This window comes from Scytonema sp. PRP1 (genome assembly GCF_036697665.2).
GTDB lineage: Bacteria > Cyanobacteriota > Cyanobacteriia > Cyanobacteriales > Nostocaceae > Kalymmatonema > Kalymmatonema gypsitolerans.
In genome coordinates, this window is record NZ_JBAHYJ020000084.1 from 289,247 (window position 1) to 306,693 (window position 17,447).

17 protein-coding genes and 1 pseudogene are annotated in these 17,447 nt (G+C 45.3%); 12 read left to right on the forward strand and 6 right to left on the reverse strand.

All coding sequences use genetic code 11. From position 1 onward, the window contains the following. The first annotated feature begins 31 nt into the window (after positions 1-31). The 3 genes from V5G28_RS20610 to V5G28_RS20620 are packed head-to-tail and all read left to right on the forward strand — an operon-like array spanning position 32 to position 1,947. Positions 32-346 (forward strand): energy-coupling factor ABC transporter substrate-binding protein, encoded by a 315-nt coding sequence (locus V5G28_RS20610; RefSeq protein WP_332988026.1) that lies wholly within the window; start codon positions 32-34, stop codon positions 344-346. Continuing rightward, complete coding sequence (cbiQ, locus tag V5G28_RS20615) at positions 330-1,136, forward strand: cobalt ECF transporter T component CbiQ (RefSeq protein ID WP_332988027.1); 807 nt, start codon at positions 330-332, stop codon at positions 1,134-1,136. The genes V5G28_RS20610 and cbiQ (V5G28_RS20615) overlap by 17 nt, the downstream gene beginning before the upstream one ends. Beyond that, positions 1,117-1,947 (forward strand): energy-coupling factor ABC transporter ATP-binding protein, encoded by an 831-nt coding sequence (locus V5G28_RS20620; RefSeq protein ID WP_332988028.1) that lies wholly within the window; start codon positions 1,117-1,119, stop codon positions 1,945-1,947. Before cbiQ (V5G28_RS20615) ends, V5G28_RS20620 begins: the two co-directional genes overlap by 20 nt. Positions 1,948-2,082: 135 nt before the next feature. On the opposite strand, the gene V5G28_RS20625 is transcribed toward V5G28_RS20620, so the two are convergent. Genes V5G28_RS20625 through cbiM form a run of 4 tightly spaced genes read right to left on the reverse strand, consistent with a single transcriptional unit; the run spans position 2,083 to position 4,819 of the window. Next, positions 2,083-2,877, reverse strand: a complete 795-nt coding sequence (locus tag V5G28_RS20625; protein ID WP_332988029.1) for an energy-coupling factor ABC transporter ATP-binding protein — start codon at positions 2,875-2,877, stop codon at positions 2,083-2,085. 12 nt (positions 2,878-2,889) lie between these two features. Then, complete coding sequence (cbiQ, locus tag V5G28_RS20630; protein ID WP_332988030.1) at positions 2,890-3,666, reverse strand: cobalt ECF transporter T component CbiQ; 777 nt, start codon at positions 3,664-3,666, stop codon at positions 2,890-2,892. A 29-nt stretch (positions 3,667-3,695) separates the two neighbouring features. Continuing rightward, complete coding sequence (locus tag V5G28_RS20635) at positions 3,696-4,070, reverse strand: PDGLE domain-containing protein (RefSeq protein ID WP_332988032.1); 375 nt, start codon at positions 4,068-4,070, stop codon at positions 3,696-3,698. 11 nt (positions 4,071-4,081) lie between these two features. Then, positions 4,082-4,819, reverse strand: coding sequence for a cobalt transporter CbiM (gene cbiM, locus V5G28_RS20640; RefSeq protein WP_332988033.1), 738 nt, complete (start codon positions 4,817-4,819; stop codon positions 4,082-4,084). 372 nt (positions 4,820-5,191) lie between these two features. Between cbiM and V5G28_RS20645 the strand changes: the two genes are divergently transcribed. The 4 genes and pseudogenes from V5G28_RS20645 to V5G28_RS20660 all read left to right on the forward strand — a co-directional run. Beyond that, on the forward strand, positions 5,192-5,665 hold the full coding sequence (locus V5G28_RS20645) for a hypothetical protein (protein WP_332988034.1): 474 nt from the start codon (positions 5,192-5,194) through the stop codon (positions 5,663-5,665). 406 nt (positions 5,666-6,071) lie between these two features. Further along, positions 6,072-6,743 carry a DUF1361 domain-containing protein gene (locus V5G28_RS20650; RefSeq protein WP_332988035.1) on the forward strand — a complete coding sequence of 224 codons (672 nt, stop codon included), beginning with the start codon at positions 6,072-6,074 and terminating at the stop codon, positions 6,741-6,743. 270 nt (positions 6,744-7,013) lie between these two features. After that, positions 7,014-8,192 (forward strand): baeRF7 domain-containing protein, encoded by a 1,179-nt coding sequence (locus V5G28_RS20655; protein ID WP_332988036.1) that lies wholly within the window; start codon positions 7,014-7,016, stop codon positions 8,190-8,192. A gap of 190 nt (positions 8,193-8,382) precedes the next feature. Beyond that, positions 8,383-9,264 (forward strand): annotated as a pseudogene (locus tag V5G28_RS20660) (erythromycin esterase family protein); the annotation flags it as partial. 16 nt (positions 9,265-9,280) lie between these two features. Here V5G28_RS20660 and V5G28_RS20665 read toward each other — a convergent pair. After that, positions 9,281-10,081 carry an SDR family NAD(P)-dependent oxidoreductase gene (locus V5G28_RS20665; RefSeq protein WP_332988037.1) on the reverse strand — a complete coding sequence of 267 codons (801 nt, stop codon included), beginning with the start codon at positions 10,079-10,081 and terminating at the stop codon, positions 9,281-9,283. A gap of 143 nt (positions 10,082-10,224) precedes the next feature. Beyond that, positions 10,225-11,457 carry an RNA-guided endonuclease TnpB family protein gene (locus V5G28_RS20670; RefSeq protein ID WP_332988038.1) on the reverse strand — a complete coding sequence of 411 codons (1,233 nt, stop codon included), beginning with the start codon at positions 11,455-11,457 and terminating at the stop codon, positions 10,225-10,227. Between the two features lie 71 nt (positions 11,458-11,528). On the opposite strand from V5G28_RS20670, the gene V5G28_RS20675 reads away from it, so the two are divergent. The 5 genes from V5G28_RS20675 (at position 11,529) to V5G28_RS20700 (ending at position 16,909) form a co-directional block, all read left to right on the forward strand. Beyond that, entirely contained in the window at positions 11,529-11,762 is a 234-nt protein-coding gene (locus V5G28_RS20675) for a hypothetical protein (protein ID WP_332988039.1), read from the forward strand. A 66-nt stretch (positions 11,763-11,828) separates the two neighbouring features. Next, entirely contained in the window at positions 11,829-13,772 is a 1,944-nt protein-coding gene (locus tag V5G28_RS20680; protein ID WP_332988040.1) for an amino acid transporter, read from the forward strand. Between the two features lie 540 nt (positions 13,773-14,312). Then, positions 14,313-15,002, forward strand: a complete 690-nt coding sequence (locus tag V5G28_RS20685; RefSeq protein WP_332988041.1) for an SDR family NAD(P)-dependent oxidoreductase — start codon at positions 14,313-14,315, stop codon at positions 15,000-15,002. 19 nt (positions 15,003-15,021) lie between these two features. Continuing rightward, a complete protein-coding gene (locus V5G28_RS36800; RefSeq protein WP_442994277.1) occupies positions 15,022-16,485 on the forward strand; it encodes an SDR family oxidoreductase in 1,464 nt (487 codons plus the stop codon). A gap of 70 nt (positions 16,486-16,555) precedes the next feature. Continuing rightward, positions 16,556-16,909 carry a hypothetical protein gene (locus V5G28_RS20700; protein ID WP_332988043.1) on the forward strand — a complete coding sequence of 118 codons (354 nt, stop codon included), beginning with the start codon at positions 16,556-16,558 and terminating at the stop codon, positions 16,907-16,909. Positions 16,910-17,447 lie beyond the last annotated feature (538 nt).

Consider the following 17,447-nt stretch of genomic DNA (forward strand, 5'->3'; position numbering starts at 1 on the left):
CAAATAACAAATAACAACTCACTCTGGATTCATGACTCAGCAAAATCAAAAATGGAATAACTGGCTGTTGCTGTTAGCAGTGGTGGTATTGGCAGTAGCACCACTAGTATTTATCAAAGGCGCAGAATTTAGTGGTTCTGATGACCAAGCAGAATCAGCAATTAAAGAGATACAGCCCCAATATAAACCTTGGTTTAAATCATTAATTGAGTTGCCGAGTGGGGAAGTTGAAAGCTTATTGTTTAGTGTGCAAGCAGCGACGGGTGCTGGTGTGATTGGCTACGTGATTGGTTTGTACAAAGGGCGCTCCGAACAAAGCAAGAAACAAAATGAAAATTCAGATTGACACACTTGCTTACACTAATCGCTTACGGTGGTTAGCGCCAGAGCAGAAATTACTGTTTGCCACTGCCCTGCTGATAATTACTGCCTTTGCTCATCCGCAAGTTCAAGTTTTGATATTCTTTTGGATGAGTCTTTGGACAGTTATTTATGCAGGCATTCCTGCTAAAACTTATTTGAAATTAGTCTACGTTGCCACTCTATTCTGGTTAACGAGTTTGCCGGCTTTAGCAATCAATGGCATAGAGGTATCTCATCTAGATTTTGTGCAACATGACTCAATTATAGGATTGACTTTTGGTCATTATTATGTATATATCAGTCATCAAGGTATTGAGCAGGGATTGACAATTTTAACACGAGCGATCGCCTCTTTATCCTGCCTATATTTTGTCATGTTAACCATCCCTTTTTCCGAACTTTTGCAAACATTGCGTCGTATCGGCATTCCAGTGCTTTTAACTGAGCTTTTATTGCTGATGTACCGCTTTATCTTTGTCCTTTTAAATACTACTGCCGAGTTATGGACTGCTCAACAATCTCGTGGAGGCTATCGAACTTTTAGTACTGGGATGAAAAGTTTAGCACTGTTGATTGGACAACTACTAAAGCGAACCATAGAAAACTATCGTCAAGTCTCGTTAAGTTTAGCAGCACGGGGTTTTAGTGGAGAATTGCGGGTTTGGCATCCTCATCGCTATCATCAATCGAAGCGCCATACCATAGAAGCAATTGTCGGCTGTGCAGTATTAATAGGATTAGAATTGTGGAAGTATGCAGGAATGGTTACTTGAATTTGAGCAGGTACATTATACCTATTTAGGTGCGCAACAATCGGCTCTGAATGGTTTAACACTACGGATTCCTGCTCACAAAAGATGTGCATTAATTGGTCAGAATGGTTGTGGAAAAACGACACTATTTTTATTAGCAAATGGTCTATACAAACCAAATAAAGGTAGTGTGCATTGGCAAGGTAGCTCACTCAAATATGACCGTAACTCCTTGATGAAGTTACGTCAAAAAGTTGGGTTAATTTTTCAAGATCCAGAGCAACAACTGGTAGCTTCTACTGTTGAAGAAGATATTTCTTACGGCTTGTGTAATTTGGGGTTGCCAGAAGTAGAAATTCAACAGCGAGTCGAGCAAGCTTTAGTAGAATTTGGTTTAACTGAACTAGCTCAAAGACCAGTTCATCATCTGAGTTTGGGACAAAAAAAGCGAGTTTCCATAGCAGATGTGATGGTGCTACGACCTGAACTACTGCTATTAGATGAACCTACAGCTTATCTGGATAAGTTACATACTCGTAACCTCATGGCAACCCTGAAAAAGATTCATGCAGCTGGGACAACAATCTTGATGGCAACTCATGACCTTGATTTAGTTTACCGCTGGGCAGATTGGATATTTGTCATGGATAAAGGACGACTTGTTTTGGAGGGAAAGCCACAGGATGTGTTTACTCAACGCGATATTTTAGAAGAGTTACAGTTAGGAGTACCACTCATATATGAAATGTTATTTGCTGACGGAGTCGCTGAAGAGGGACCTGTTTTGGAACGCTTACGGCAAAGAATATTGAATTTATTTCGCTACTTTTAAAGCAAGGTCGTTAACCAGGTTTATAGCGCAACTCAATTGAATGAAGTACAAATTTATCTGTGTCCATCTGTGTCCATCTGTGGTTGATTATTTCTTTCTATACCTTACTTCGGGTTGCAAACCGTAGATATTGGATTACGCTTGCATAAGGACACTGACTTGATTGACAGGTGCATGTTCAATGAGACAGTAAGGGCGACTGTAGCTCAAAGGAGGTTCTAAAGCGTGAGCCTGCAAAAATTCTGAATCATTCATCACCCGTTCAGTCTCACCATCAAACACAATTTGTCCTCTGCTTAGCACAATGGTGCGAGAACAAAGTTCTAAAGCTAAGTCTAAATCATGAGTGGCAATCAGTTGAGTGAGAGGCAAAGTTTGCAACAAATCAATTAACTGGCGACGCGATCGCGGATCTAACTGGGCAGAAGGTTCATCTAATACCAAAACCTGCGGGTTCATAGCTAAAACACCTGCGATCGCAATGCGTTTCTTTTCACCACCAGACAAATTATCAGTATTGCGTTGCCCATACCATTCTGGATCAATATCAACTGCTGCTAGCGCTTGAAGAACTTGCTCTTTGAGTTCCTTGTCTCGTAATCCCAAATTCATCGGACCAAAAGCAACATCTTCCCACACCGTGGGCATAAATAGCTGATTATCTGGATTTTGAAACACCAGCCCGACAAAATTCCGAATTTCTCGCAAATTTTCCGGCGTTACAGACCACTTGCCAATAATCACCTCTCCTTCCTGAGGCAGAATAATTCCATTGAGGTGAAACTGCAAAGTGGATTTTCCTGAACCATTCGCCCCAATTAATGCAACCCGTTCCCCAGCTTCGATAGATAAATTAATTCCCTCGAGAGCCAGAGTCCCATCAGGGTAGGTATAAGTCAGATTTTTGATTTTTATCGGATTATGATGCATCGAAGAGTGCTGTCACTTAATTAAGTAAACTGCTTGTCCAAGTAGTGCCAAAATGACCGTCAAAGTCAGAGCTATAACATCTTGCCGTCCGGCCTGTGGTACTTTTTCTATCGGTGGGAGTCCTTGATAACCCCGTGACAGCATCGCCTGATGAACGCGGTTACCTCGCTCGTAAGTGCGGATAAACAGCGCTCCGAGCATGTTGCCAACAACGAGGCGGATAGTACGGTTGCTGTTCATCAAATTGCGAGAGGCTGCGGCTCGTCGCATGGTGTTAAATTCGTTCATCAACACACCAATATAACGATACATTGATGCTAAAATTGCTACCAAAAGCGGCGGGGTTCGCAATTCAATCAAGGCATTGAGTAGCGCCGATACTGAAGTTGTTAAAGTTAGCAAATTCAACATCAGCAGCGACAGCAGCGTCTTGAGCGTGACACTACCTAAGACAGTTAGCCCCACTGTGGTAATCTGCAACGGACCCCAAGCCCAAAGAACCGTGCCACCTCCGCGAAACAAAGTACCAAAAAGTACAACACCAACAAAACCAAACTCAACTGCTAAGCGTTTCAGTAGCACGGTGAGGGTGACTTTACTGAGTAATAAAACGCTTGCCACAGCTAAGCCATAAATTGCCCAAGTCCACCAATGTCCATTGGGTGTGAGGACAATGGCAAACACCAGTAGCAATGTACACAGTATCCGAGTACGAGGGGCGAGTTTGTGCCAAGGAGTGACCTGTTTACTATCAACATCAAAAGCTAGCGCCCCAATATGCAGCAGCATCTAGTTAAAATTTTATTAAGTTTCCTGGTTTATTTTGAATCATCAGTGTACTCGGATTCATCTAACTCAGGGTGAGATGAACTACGTCCACGCACAACCAGTTTGCCAATTCCCCAAGCCAAGCCAAAAACTGCTAAAGTCCCCACTAACCCAGCTATAGGAGTGGCAACGGCTTCTGGTACACCTCTAAGGGCGTATTCCTCAAAAACAGCGTAGAAGGGCAGCTTTTTCGCTGGTGCATCTTCAGCGGCTTTATCTTCAAATTTAAGATCCTGGGAGACTCGATCCAAGCCATCAGGATCTTTGCTGGCAAAAGGAGAGAGGAAAACCGCAATGAGCAGGGCTACACCCAAGCCAGCTATGACAAAAGCACGATTGCGCGATCGCGAGAGATTATTACTCATATGCATTATCCCTATTGATGCCGAGAGAGAGGACGAGAGGCAACAGCCTTGCGCGGCGGATCGTAGAACATATCCGGGCGAGTCCGCCAAATAAACGTCAGTGCTATTACGGTAATCACTGCCTCACCAATACCGATAATTACGTGCCAAGTTGCCATTGCCGCCAACGCCACGGTTAAGGGAACTGTTCCAGATATTGCCAGCTCGATCGCACACAAAAGTGAGCCAACCATTACACTTGTCCAGGCAGCAACGGCTGCGCCAATGACCATTCCTGACAATTTATTGCGACCGATGGCAAACCGGATTGCTTTGTATAAGTAATAACCAGCAAATGTGCCAACCAATCCCATATTAAAGATGTTGGCTCCTAATACCGTCAGACCGCCATCTTGAAACAAAACAGCTTGAACGATAAACACCGCTACCATCACCAGAGAGCCAGCCCACGGACCTAATAAAGCTCCCGCTAGGGTTCCACCCAAAAGGTGCCCGGAAGTGCCGCCAGGAATCGGGAAATTAATCATTTGAGCAGCAAAGATAAAAGCGGCACACACTCCCATCAGGGGTACGGCTTTTTCCTGGTATTCTGCCTGCGATCGCGAAAGTGCGAGTGCAATTAAACCGATGGCAATTACCCAAGTAATAACGATAACAGGTAAATTCAGAAAGCCATCTGGGATGTGCATGGCTAAATAAGGCTGAATGACCCTATGTAGCCAGCTTGAGTATGGAATCAAAGGAAACACGATTATACCCGTAATTTAAAGACTTTTTTAGCCAGATTATGCAATCTAGGGAAATTTATAATTAAACTAGGAATTTTTCCATAATTCAATGCGATGGGGGGCATTTTCAAATAAATACCTGTGTGCTGTTTGTTTGATCGTGCCTGAAGTGATAACAAATTTATCTAGCTTGGGGCGATTGGGACCACAAAACGCTTTACATAACAGCAAGCACAAGTCACTACCGCATCCGCCTCAAGCTTGCAGTCCCTAAACCTGCGCTGTCCCGGAGTACTACCAAACTCAGTGGAAGAATTGAATTATCGAAACACCAACCAAAACGAGTGAGTCATTAGTTAGTATTATTTGGGTTTTATTGATGGTTGGGTGTTAATGTCTATTTTACGTAAATACACTGTTATTGTTCCTCTTAGCTTGAGCATCGCCCTTTTGGTTACTGCTTGTAGTGACAGCAAAGCCTCTCAATGTCAGCGACTGATTGATGTCGTAAACAAAGGAAGTGAACTGATTGATAACAATAAAGGGCTGCAGGTGACAACAAGCTTGCAACTATCCAAGGATTTGGAAGCTGTGACCAAACAAATCAAGGAGCTGAAGTTAAAAGATCCCAAGCTTCAAGAATTTCAGAGCCGTTTTGTGCAGGGATTTGAGACTTTCAGTCAAGCGATCGCCAAGGCGGGTAGGGCTCTTGGTTCAGCTAAGAACGCACAAGACTCATCAGAGGGTAGGGCAAAAATTCAAAAGGCTAGAGGAGAAATCGATACGGCTTTGACAGCAGCGGCAAATACTGCTAAACAGTCTGATGATCTGGCATCTCAGGTGAATAAGTACTGTAGCCAAAAATGACATCGCTGAAACTCCCTAATAAATGCAGTTACTTCTTTAGACAGTTGACAATCTTTAAAAAGATGTATTGTTTTTCATCTGCACGTTAGTCGCCACAACGGGGGGAACCTTCTGAAGTTCGCCCGGAGGGAAAAATACATGATGGATTGCAAAAAGTCTATTTCTGGAACTGAATCAGGGCAAGATGAAATCTATAATCACAGCCAGCACAACAGCACCATTCCAGGTGAGAGTCTCTATGGTAAAGCTGTGATTTACACATTGGCTATACTAGTGAGTTAGCGTGTTTGATTGACCATTTGGCTAGTAGCCATTTTTACCACTCAATGGAGTTTTGACTGTCAATCAGGTAGCTTATAACTATACAGGGAACCATAATCATTTACACATCTTCAAGGAAGCAGCTATGAAAGCAGAACTCATTGAATTGATACCTAGAGTCGTGCAAGTCTTGCAAATCAACATGCGTTGGATGACTTGGAACTTATTTCTCGCTTTTATACCTTTGGCTTTAAGCGTTTGGTTGTTTCGCAACAGGCGCGGGCGATCTTGGGTTTGGTGGTTGGGATTTATAGTGTTCTATGCTTTTTTACCGAATGCACCTTACCTGCTGACTGATATCATTCACCTTATACAAGATATCCGTACAATTCAATCTGTGTGGATGATAACTCTTGTACTTATCCCGTTGTATGTGCTAGTTATCTTTGCTGGATTTGAAGCTTACGTTATATCCTTAATTAATCTAGGTTATTATTTACATCGCATCGGTAAGAGTCAATGGATTTTGTGGGTTGAGTTAATTACCCACGCTCTGTGTGCCGTTGGTGTTTATTGGGGACGTTTCTTACGTTTTAACAGCTGGGATTTTGTGACTCAACCAGATGCTGTGCTGACTAAAGGAGTAGAGGACATTCTTGGCAAACAGCCTCTCGTGATTATTGCTATTACCTTTGGCATACTTGTCGCTCTGCATTGGATTATGAAACGAGTGACTTTAGGTTTTGTTAACCAAGGAGAAAACAACATAACCAGGAAGTCAAAACGTATTAACCCAAACACGCCCAATGTTGAATAACCAGTCTTCGATGGAAATAAGCTACAAGAGTGTAAGGTTGTTAACGAATAGTTAATTCAAACTCCTAATTTTGAATTTTTTTCAGCCCTACACTCTATATGAACAAAAATCATACCTAGATTTCCTGCCATAAGAAAGATGAAACTTAATCTTGGTTAACGTGAAATAAATCCAGATCAAATAGTCAAAGGAGAAATTTCCCATAGAACCGTTAAATATATCAGCGGTTTTGTTTGGAATTTCTACTCACGTTAATACGAGGGATATGGCATGACATTAATTTCTAGAGAGGAAATAAAAACACTACTAGAACAGCCAAGACAAAATTCTGTTTCAATTTATATGCCTATGCACCCAGCCGGACCAGAAGTTCGGCAAGACCCTGTTCGCTTTAAGAATTTGATTAAAGAGGCTGAGGCTCGCTTAATGGATGCAGGTGTTGAGCATAACGATGCGGTTGCATTGCTAGCAAAAGCCCATGGACTGGATCGTTCGGATTTCTGGGAACAAATCGGAGAGCAAGGACTGGCAGTCTTTATTTCTAAAGATATTTTTCGCTACTATACCCTGCCTCACAATTTTGACGAGTTAGTTGTGGTGACAGACCGATTTCACATTAAGCCACTACTGCCGATTTTAAATGGCGATGGCCGTTTCTACTTACTGGTTCTTAGCCAAAAGGATGTGCGGTTTTTTGAGGGAACACGCTACAGCATCCAAGAGGTAGAGGTGGAAAATATGCCTAAAAGTCTGGATGAAGCTCTCAACTATGATGAGACTGCCCAAGATGGTCAGTTCCGCATTGCTACATCCAAAGGCGGAACCGCCAATTCTTTCTCAGGCGCACAGCCGGGTGCGTTTCACGGTCAGGGTAGCCCCGACAGGGATAAGCATCAGGAAGCCATCCTGCAATTCTTTCACGCTGTTAATGGCCCATTACAAGAGAAATTGCGAAACCAAACAGCGCCTTTGATACTGGCTGGGGTAGAGTACTTGTTGCCTCTTTACAGAGATGCAAATACTTACCAGCATTTAATCGAAGAAGGTATCAGTGGAAATCAAGAGATTCTTAGCGCACAAGAACTGCACGAACGAGCTTGGCCGATTGTTGAGCCGTACTACCATAAATCGCAACAAGAGGTTGTAGAGCGATTTAACGAATTGTTTGGTGGTAATACTGGCAAAGCATCCAACGAACTCAAGGAAATTCTGCCGGCAGCTTATTACCAAAGAATTGATTCTTTATTGGTTGCAGTTGGTCAGCAGCAATGGGGATTGTTTGACCCTACCTCAGAAACCGTTTATTTGCACCAAGAAGAAGAAGCTGGCGATGAAGATTTGTTGGATCTTGTTGCTGCTCATACCTTGTTAAACGGTGGTACGGTCTACGCCGTTCCCCCAGAACAAGTGCCGTTTAGCACACCTGTTGCGGCAATTTTCCGATATTAATTTTGTTGGTGTTGTATAACCTTAAACAAGGTATACTCTGGATTCAGTTTATGCCCAACACTTAAGATGTAAGCCCGGAAATTAGTTTCCGGGCTGTCTAGAAGTTAACGATGGGAAGGGTATTAAGAACTTTGCGATACACTAGCACCCTTCACCTTGGCTGGTATAATAATGCCATAATAAAGTTGACCCAGAAGCCGCAGAACGGGCACGCTATCGCTACTCGTGCTTGGAACACTTTGGGGAAGACTCTCAGGCTTACGGGTATGCTGCTAGTTTTGGTATGAGTGAGTCTTGTGAGAAACAAGCCGTTAATCAATTGATCGAGTTACAACGTAAGACTGCGGAGTATGCAAAACAGGATGGTCGGGTTGCACAAGACGAGTTTTTCTACGCAGAACAGAACGCCCGACTGGTGAAGGATGCTGAAGAATACTACCGCTCGATGTTTCAGGGGCGGGTATCGTCATGGAATGTGCGCGTTCGCGTAGCGTGCGCTTTGCGCATTCGCCACATGGCAGAAACCTTAGATCATCTCGTTGCCCATTTAGATACACAACGGAACCGGACAAAGGTTGTGGTTTGGGAGCATAACTCCCACCTAGGCGATGCGCGAGCAACCGACATGGCAGATGCAGGTGAACTGAACGTGGGGCAACTTGTGCGCGAAAAATATGGTCGTGATGCTGTACTTGTAGGCTTTAGCACCTACACGGGCACGGTCACGGCTGCTTCTCGTTGGGGTGGTGTGACAGAACTCAAACAAGTTCGTCCGGCATTGTCAGGTAGTTATGAAGCTTTGTTTCACGATACAGGTTTACCTCGGTTTTTACTGAATTTCCGACAAGACAATCAAGCAGTCACAGGACTGCGAGAACCTCGATTAGAGCGGGCAATTGGTGTGATTTACCTGCCCAAATCCGAGCGTATTAGCCACTACTTCTATGCACGACTCCCCGAACAGTTTGATGCAGTGATTCACATTGATGACACAACAGGCGTAGAACCTCTGGATCGCAGCCCCCATTCCCAGACGATAGAACCGCCGGAGACATTTCCCTCTGGTGTCTAATATCAAGTCCGCTTAATTACGGCAGGTTCAAGAACTTGCGCGCACTTAGTCGGAACAGGCTATCTGGTAGGATAGCTCTCAAGGCAGGCAGCCATGCCTGATTGCCAACACGATACCGCAATCGCGGTGACTGGCTTTGTGCCACCCTAAGAATCATCCGTGCAACTTTTTCGGGATTATCACCATGTGCAATTACCTGACTGATTGATGAGGGCAGCACCTCACGTACAGTGTCGTAATCGGCATAAGTGGAGGTCGCTTGCGACATGTCGTGATTAAAGTTGGTCTTGAAATAACCAGGCTCAATTAAAGACACTTTGATATTGAAAGGGTCTAATTCCACACTCAGTGCTTCACTATAACCCTCCAGTGCAAACTTACTTGCTGAGTAAAAACCTTGACCGACTGCCCCTACCAATCCCGCTAGCGAACTCATATTGATAACATGCCCGCTACGCTGCTGTCTCATCGTTGGCAAAACGGCATTGGTGAGACGGACAACACCCCAGAAATTTGTTTCAAAAATATCCTTGGCTTGTTCTAAGCTTGTTTCCTCAATCACGCTAGCGTGTATTTGTCCGGCATTATTGATCAACAAATCAATACGGTTAGTTTGCGCGAGCAACTGTTTTATACACGATTGTACTGACTCGTCAGATTTCACATCCAGCGTCAGCATTTCTACACCCTGGGAGGCGGAATGTTGCTTGCGACTGGTGCCGAAAACACAGTAACCCTCTTGAGCAAGTAGATGAGCGGTTAACTGTCCAAACCCGGATGATGCTCCTGTAACCAGCGCGACCTTTTTGTTAATCATAGGTTCTCATTTTAGATACTCCTACTTCCAAACATAAATGCGCCTCTGCATTGGTTGTTATAGCTCAAGAGAGAAAGTCCTCGGGAAAATCAACATTGTGGACTGATGATTTGGGCTTGTGAACTACCCAGTCTTGCCTTCGGCTATTCGGGCAAAGCCCGTGTCGAAGACATAGGCTGAGCTTCTGTACTCATAGGCGAGTGCCGAAGAACAGACTTTCGTCCAAGCCTTGGTCTTACCTCGCCTCCTACAGCAGAGACGGCTGAACCTTCCGCCTTTAGCACTCTGATGCCTTCTGCTCTAATATTGATGGCTGCATTGCCATCTCGGTCATGGTGAGTGCCACAATGGGGACAAGTCCATTCCCTCACATCTAATGACATTTCACTCATCTGATAGAAACAATTAGAGCAGAGCTTAGAACTGGGGAACCACCTATCTATCTCAACCAACTTTGCTCCTTTACGTTGTAGCTTGTAGGCTAAGAAATTGGTGAATGTTCCCCACCCGACATCAGATATTACCTTTGCTAAATTGTGATTACGAAGCATGCCCTTGACATGAAGATCCTCTACTATAACAGCTTGGCTATCGCTGACTAACTTGTAACTAAGTTTGTGTAGAAAATCTTGCCGCGAGTTGCTAACTCGTTCGTACACTTTGGCAACAACTTTTCTATACTTATACCGTGAATTACTCCCCTTTTGTTTACGCGCTAACTTTTGTTGTTTGCGTTTGAGATTCTTTTGATGCTTAGCAAGATGCTTAGGATTGTCGTACTTATGAACCTTACTGCCGTCTGTGACAACAGCAAAGTGCTTCAATCCTAAGTCAATGCCGTAGACCTTACCTTCTGCGCCTGACGGATTTTCGCCCTCAATCTCAGTCAGTATAGATGCAAAATATTTCCCTGATGGAGTCTTGACTACTGTACAAGTCTTGATTTTCCCCGAAATTGATCTATGAATTTTGGCTTTGACTACTCCGATATTGCCTGGAAGTTTGACATTGCCCTCTACAATTTTGACGTTTTGAGGATACTGAATAGACTGTTTACCGTGCTTAGATTTGAACTTAGGAAACCCTGCACGTTTATCAAAAAAGTTTTTGTACGCTGTGGTTAAGTTGAGCGTCGTAGCTTGTAAAACCTGGCTATAACATTCACTCAACCACTCGGTTTCCTTCGCTTTTTTAAGAGCAGGCAGAAGTGCATTGAGTGCTGAACGTCCAAGTCCTTTACCCGTTTCTTTGTAAGCTTCGATAGACTGTGATAGCGCATAGTTCCACCACCAACGAGCAGAACCAAATGTTTGAGCTAATAGTATTTGTTGCTCTTTAGATGGGTATAAACGGACTTGCAGGACTTTGTGTAGCACTCAATATCACCTACGCAGCATCTCTTAATTTTATCAAAATATATAATTAATGATAAAAAAATCAGACAAGTTTGAGGATTGCTGATACATCTTCCTCAGCAGCTTACGGCTACTATTATTGGCCGAAGATGCATATGCCTTCGGTGCCGTTAGGCATACGTCATCCTCCGGTGTCCATCCCCACCAAAGCTGTGGTTGAGGGTGGGGACTTCCGCGAATTCGTTAAAATTGGGACACCAGGAAAATCCTTCTCAAAGCGGGTGCGTTATCTCTACTCAAGAAGTTTAGTTCTTAGAAAGAGATAATTATGAGAGCTATGTATCGTAGCGCCAAATTATATAAATGTAGCTGTACAGCAGGAGTAGCGTTTGATGGCTAAATCAATCGTTCCATCAAAAAGGATCGGCACAAAGTTCATCAACTGGTTGCTCGAAGAAGACCGAAATGAGAAGGAAGGACCCTACCGCAAAGAAGAACACCGCTGCCATCCTTGGTGGCAGGTTATGTGCTTGACAGGCGTAGATTATTTCTCGACCCTTGGCTATCAACCTGGTATTGCAGCATTGGCAGCAGGCTCTCTCTCTCCTGTAGCGACCCTGATTCTGGTTTTGCTGACGCTGTTTGGGGCATTGCCGATTTATAGGCGCGTTGCTGCCAAAAGTCCTCATGGCGAAGGGTCAATTGCTATGCTCGAACACTTGCTTCCTTGGTGGCAAGGCAAGCTATTCGTACTCTGCCTACTCGGCTTTGTAGGAACCGACTTCATCATTACCATTACCCTTTCGGCTGCTGATGCTACTGCCCATATCATCGAAAATCCGCTCGTGCCAACTTGGCTTCACAGTCAGCAGGTCGGTATTACGCTGGTACTCGTGGCATTACTAGCCGCAGTTTTCCTTAGAGGTTTCCGAGAAGCGATCAGTATTGCAGTCTTTTTGGTTGGATTTTATCTACTGTTGAATTTCGTTGTCGTCAGCGTCGGTTTGTATCAGATTCTGAATCAACCTTCTGTGATCACTGATTGGCAGACTACTCTTTTTGCAACGCATCACAACCCTTTGATCATGATTGGCGTAGCCCTCCTGATATTCCCAAAGCTTGCTTTGGGATTGTCAGGCTTTGAGACTGGGGTGACGGTTATGCCTCTGGTGCAGGGCAGTAGCAACGACACTTCCCGACAGCCCAAAGGGCGCATTCGCAATACCCACAAGCTGCTCACTGTTGCTGCTGGGATCATGAGCTTCTTTTTGCTCACCAGTAGCTTTGTAACGACTCTACTGATTCCAGCAGCAGAATTTAAAACCGGCGGCAAGGCAAGTGGGCGTGCCCTCGCCTATTTAGCACATCAGTATCTAGGCAATGGCTTTGGCACAATTTACGATATAAGTACCATCACCATTCTCTGGTTTGCAGGTGCATCCGCAATGGCAGGGCTTCTCAACATCGTACCCCGCTACCTGCCGCGCTATGGCATGGCACCGAATTGGGCACGCACAGCGCGACCTCTGGTGTTAGTCTATACAGCTATTGCTTTTGTTGTCACAATTCTCTTCAAAGCTGATGTGGAAGCTCAAGGTGGGGCTTACGCAACTGGCGTGCTTGTGTTGATCACCTCGGCTGCGTTTGCTGTGACCTTGTCAGCCCATCGCCACAGAGCCAAGCTAGGAAGGCTCGCCTTTGGAACCATCACGCTGCTGTTTATCTATACCACTGTTGTCAATATCATCGAGAGACCTGAGGGGATTAGGATCGCTGGGTTCTTCATCGGTACTATCATCCTCAGTTCGCTGGTTTCACGTGTGTGGCGATCGGTCGAACTACGAGTGGAGCGGATTGAGATTGACGAAAATGCCCGTCGCTTCATTGATCAACAGAGCCGAGGTGCGATACGACTGATTGCTAACCGATTGACTGAGGGTGATGTGCGAGAGTATGCTTTAAAGGAGCAAGAGGTGCGCGAGGACAACCATATTCCGCTCAGCGATCCGATCCTGTTTCTAGAGATTCGGGTATCCGATGCTTCAGAATTCGCAAACATCATCAGAGTTAAAGGGGTAGAGGTCGGTCAGTACCGCATCCTGCGTGCTGAGAGTGCAGCCGTCCCTAACGCGATCGCCGCTTTACTTCTCTACATTCGCGACCAAACGGGTAAGATTCCGCATGCTTATTTTGGTTGGGTTGAGGGAAACCCGATACAATACTTGCTCCGCTTTATCTTGTTTGGTGAGGGGGATATTGCTGTGGTTACGCGTGAAGTTCTTCGTAAAGCTGAGAAAGATCCTGAGCGGCGTCCTGCCATCCATGTCGGAGGATGAACGACTACTAGGGATGAAAAGGAATCAGGACGAGGCAGTGCGTTGCGGAGCCAGTACTGCAGGAGGGCTTCGCCGTGAGCGCTCAGCGGCTCGAGTGAGCCTCGCCGAACTCCGAACGGTTTCCCGACAGCCAGGCGACTGCCGTGCCTCCTAACGGAGGAGCTGCGCTAACGCATGATTGCGTGCGCTTTACGCATACCCGAAGGGGTTTCCCGACCTAGGTATCTGGCGTTGAGGTTCCCTCCGTTGTAGCAACTGCCGTTCAGAATACCCCAGCAATCAAGTCAGGGGTTTCAAGCGTGGATATTTTTCTTTATTCACAAAACTGTAAAATCGCTTGCTCTAAATCTCCCTTGGACATCCAGTCTAAAGAATCCCCAAGCTGGATTCTGGTTCCTGAATTCTGAATTTTTCTTCGGTTTTCTTCGGTAAATAAATGTAAAGCACTGTGTCACTTTTGGCACAAGTGCTATATGCATAAATAGCATTACTAATAATAGCATATTTTGACCCAACTGGCAATAGAACCAAGTGTAGTTAGTGGGTAATGCTTCAAAGGAGCCACCCCAAGGAGATCATTTTACAGGAGGCATCATTGGTACATTGCTGAGTTCACTTTTGTTGGATCGCTGGTGGCGGGAACGTACATACGACCTGAACGGCAAGACCATACTGATGACAGGAGGTTCACGCGGGTTAGGTCTAGTCATGACGCGTCAGTTGATTGAGGCAGGCGCACGTTTAGCAATCTGTGCGCGTGACACAACAGAACTGGAACAGGCGCAGACTGAGCTAGAGCAACGAGGTGGAGAGGTTCTGGCTCTCCCTTGTAATGTGACGGATCAAACCCAGGTTGAGCAGATGGTGCAGCAGGTGCGCGATCGCTTTGGAGCGGGCGTACCGATTGTCAACTCTGATTACCAGCCATTAGCCCGATGGTCTGCATTTTTCCTAGCAGCATGGGAAGACATCAAGCTTTGGCGGGAGCGACCGGAATATCAACTTCTCAAGCAGGATATTGTGCAAAAAGCAGGAGACGCTGCTAGTCGTCTGTGTCCTGCTGTTGCGATCGGTGAGCGGGAAGTGCGCGATCTGTTGGACAATCCCGAAGATTTTGAGCAGATTCAGCAGACGGTGCAAATGTTCAAGGATGTTTTGCCAGAATTAATTGTACAGGATGCTCTATTTCACCTCGGTCTAGTAAATCCTCAACCCGTTACTACAATTTGAGCTTCATTAAGGTACACCCATGACAACCAATGCTACTAGAAATGAACCGCCGATAGACAAAACATCTGATACCCAATATCCAATCGAAGATTTGCTGCGCCAACGCTGGAGTCCTCTGGCTTTCAACGATCAACCAGTTGAGCCGGAAAAATTATGCAGTGTCTTAGAAGCGGCACGATGGGCAGCTTCTTCTTTCAATGAGCAGCCATGGAGCTTTATTATTGCCACTAAAGACAACCAAGCTGAGTTTGATCGTCTATTGAGCTGCTTGGCAGAAGGGAATCAAGAGTGGGCGAAGAACGCTCCGGTGTTAATGATTTCTGTAGCAAAGCTTTACTTTGAGCGCAATGGTGTGGAGAACCGACACGCATTTCACGATGTTGGGGCGGCAGAAGCCAACTTGGCAATCCAAGCAACTGCATTGGGTTTATTTATCCATCAAATGGCAGGGTTTGACGTACCCAAAGTGCGAGAACTCTACAGCATTGGTGAAGGCTACGAGCCAGTTGCCGCAATTGCGCTGGGTTATTTAGGAGATCCACAAACTTTATCTGAAAGGCTGCTGCAACGAGAGTTAGCCCCGAAAGCGCAAGCCCTTAGAAGAATTTGTGTTTTCCGGCACGTGGAACCAACCCTCACCACTCGTCAAGAGCCATTAAATACTCAACAGCGTGAAAGGAAATTACCTATGGTTGCTACACAGCCTCAAAGAAATCAAATTTTAGGCAATGACAAATTGATGAGCGATCGCGTCGTTCTCATTACAGGAGCGAGTCGCGGGATTGGTGCAGCCACTGCTAAACTACTGGCACGGCACGGAGCAGCCGTTGGTGTTAATTATTATGGCAGCGAAGAAGCTGCTGGGCAGGTGGTGGAAGCGATTACATCAGAAGGGGGTCAAGCGCTAGCCGTCAAGGCAGATGTGAGAGATCCTCAGCAAGTAGACGCAATGGTACAACAGGTTGCAGAGGCGTTTGGTCCAATTGATACGCTGGTGATCAATGCCAATGCTGGGTTTCCTATTGCTCCCTTCATAGAGTATCGCTGGGAAGATTTTGAAGCAAAACTGGTTGGAGAACTCAAAGGTGCTTTTTTTCCTTGCAAGGCAGTTGTTCCATCCATGATTGAACACAAACGCGGCTGCATCATTGCAGTGAGCAGTAGCGTGTCTCGCTCTCCTAGTCAGGGATTCTCTGCCCATAGCACGGCAAAATCTGGATTAAATGCTTTTATAAAGAGCCTCGCATTGGAACTGGGTCCCCACGGAATTCGTGCCAATGTTGTAGCACCCGGATTGGTACTGACCGATGCAACAGCTCAGGTACCGCAGGAAGACAAAGACGCTTCTGCTCAAATGGTTCCATTGAAACGAAATGGACTACCGGAAGATATTGCAGGTGCAATTCTGCTGTTAGCGTCCGAGGAAGCGAGATTTATCTCAGGGGCGTATTTGCCTGTTAGTGGTGGTCTTCAAATGCTTTAAGACTAGACTCCGGAAAATACACGCTATGTAGGCGAATTTCCTTCAAAGAGGCTGCGCCAAGGCCCCGAAGATGAAACTGCCGTCCGTCGTGCCGGGGTGCAGTTTCAATAGGCAGCCCATTGGATTGAGCAACATCAGGCGCTCATCTCTCAACTTGCAGATGTATAGTAACCGGGTATCAAATATGCAGCGAGAAGTCACAGATACAGATGGAACCACCTGGTCATGTGTTCAGGCATTTTCGGGTCTTTCCGATAACGCAGAAACCAAAGATGCGGCTCAAGTCAAAGGAGAACCAGGTACTTACTGGGTTGTCTGCACCCCAAGCGGCGGTGCTCAGTCTGTCCGCCTAAAGTTACAAGACGAATGGGAAACTGCTTACTCTGATGAGGCGTTATTGAACGAGATTAAAGCGCAGCAGTAGACCTTGCAGAATTTATACAGTAACTTTTGAGAATGCCTCTATTTAATGCAGATTAGGGGGTAGCGAACCTAGCATTAATGAGGCATTCTTGTTGTTCATTACGTTCTTGTACAAGACAGAATTCATAATTCAGAATCCATTGGTTGGGGATTCAAACTTGCAACCAATAGTTGACCACCAAAATCCTAGATTTGGTGTGGTGTTTCGCCATTACTCATCACAAGCGTCGGTTAACCTTCATCTGTAAGCGCAAGCGCATACTACGTGTTGGCACAAGCCTCTGCAGAGCTTACAAAGCAGCGTGGCGTCAGCCATATTCTGGCGGCTTACGAATAATTCTTTCTGCTTAAACCAATACTTGCCCCTCAGGTATAGAACTCTTCTGGGTTGCTACTAGAAAAGTTCTGAGTTCTTGGTCAATGACAAATTTCTTCTGTCATAGCAGGTTTAACGATAGCAATATGGTGCATCATGAGTATTGGTACAAGCTATTTTCAATATCAAACGTGAATAAGTATAAAAATCTATCATTTTTCCA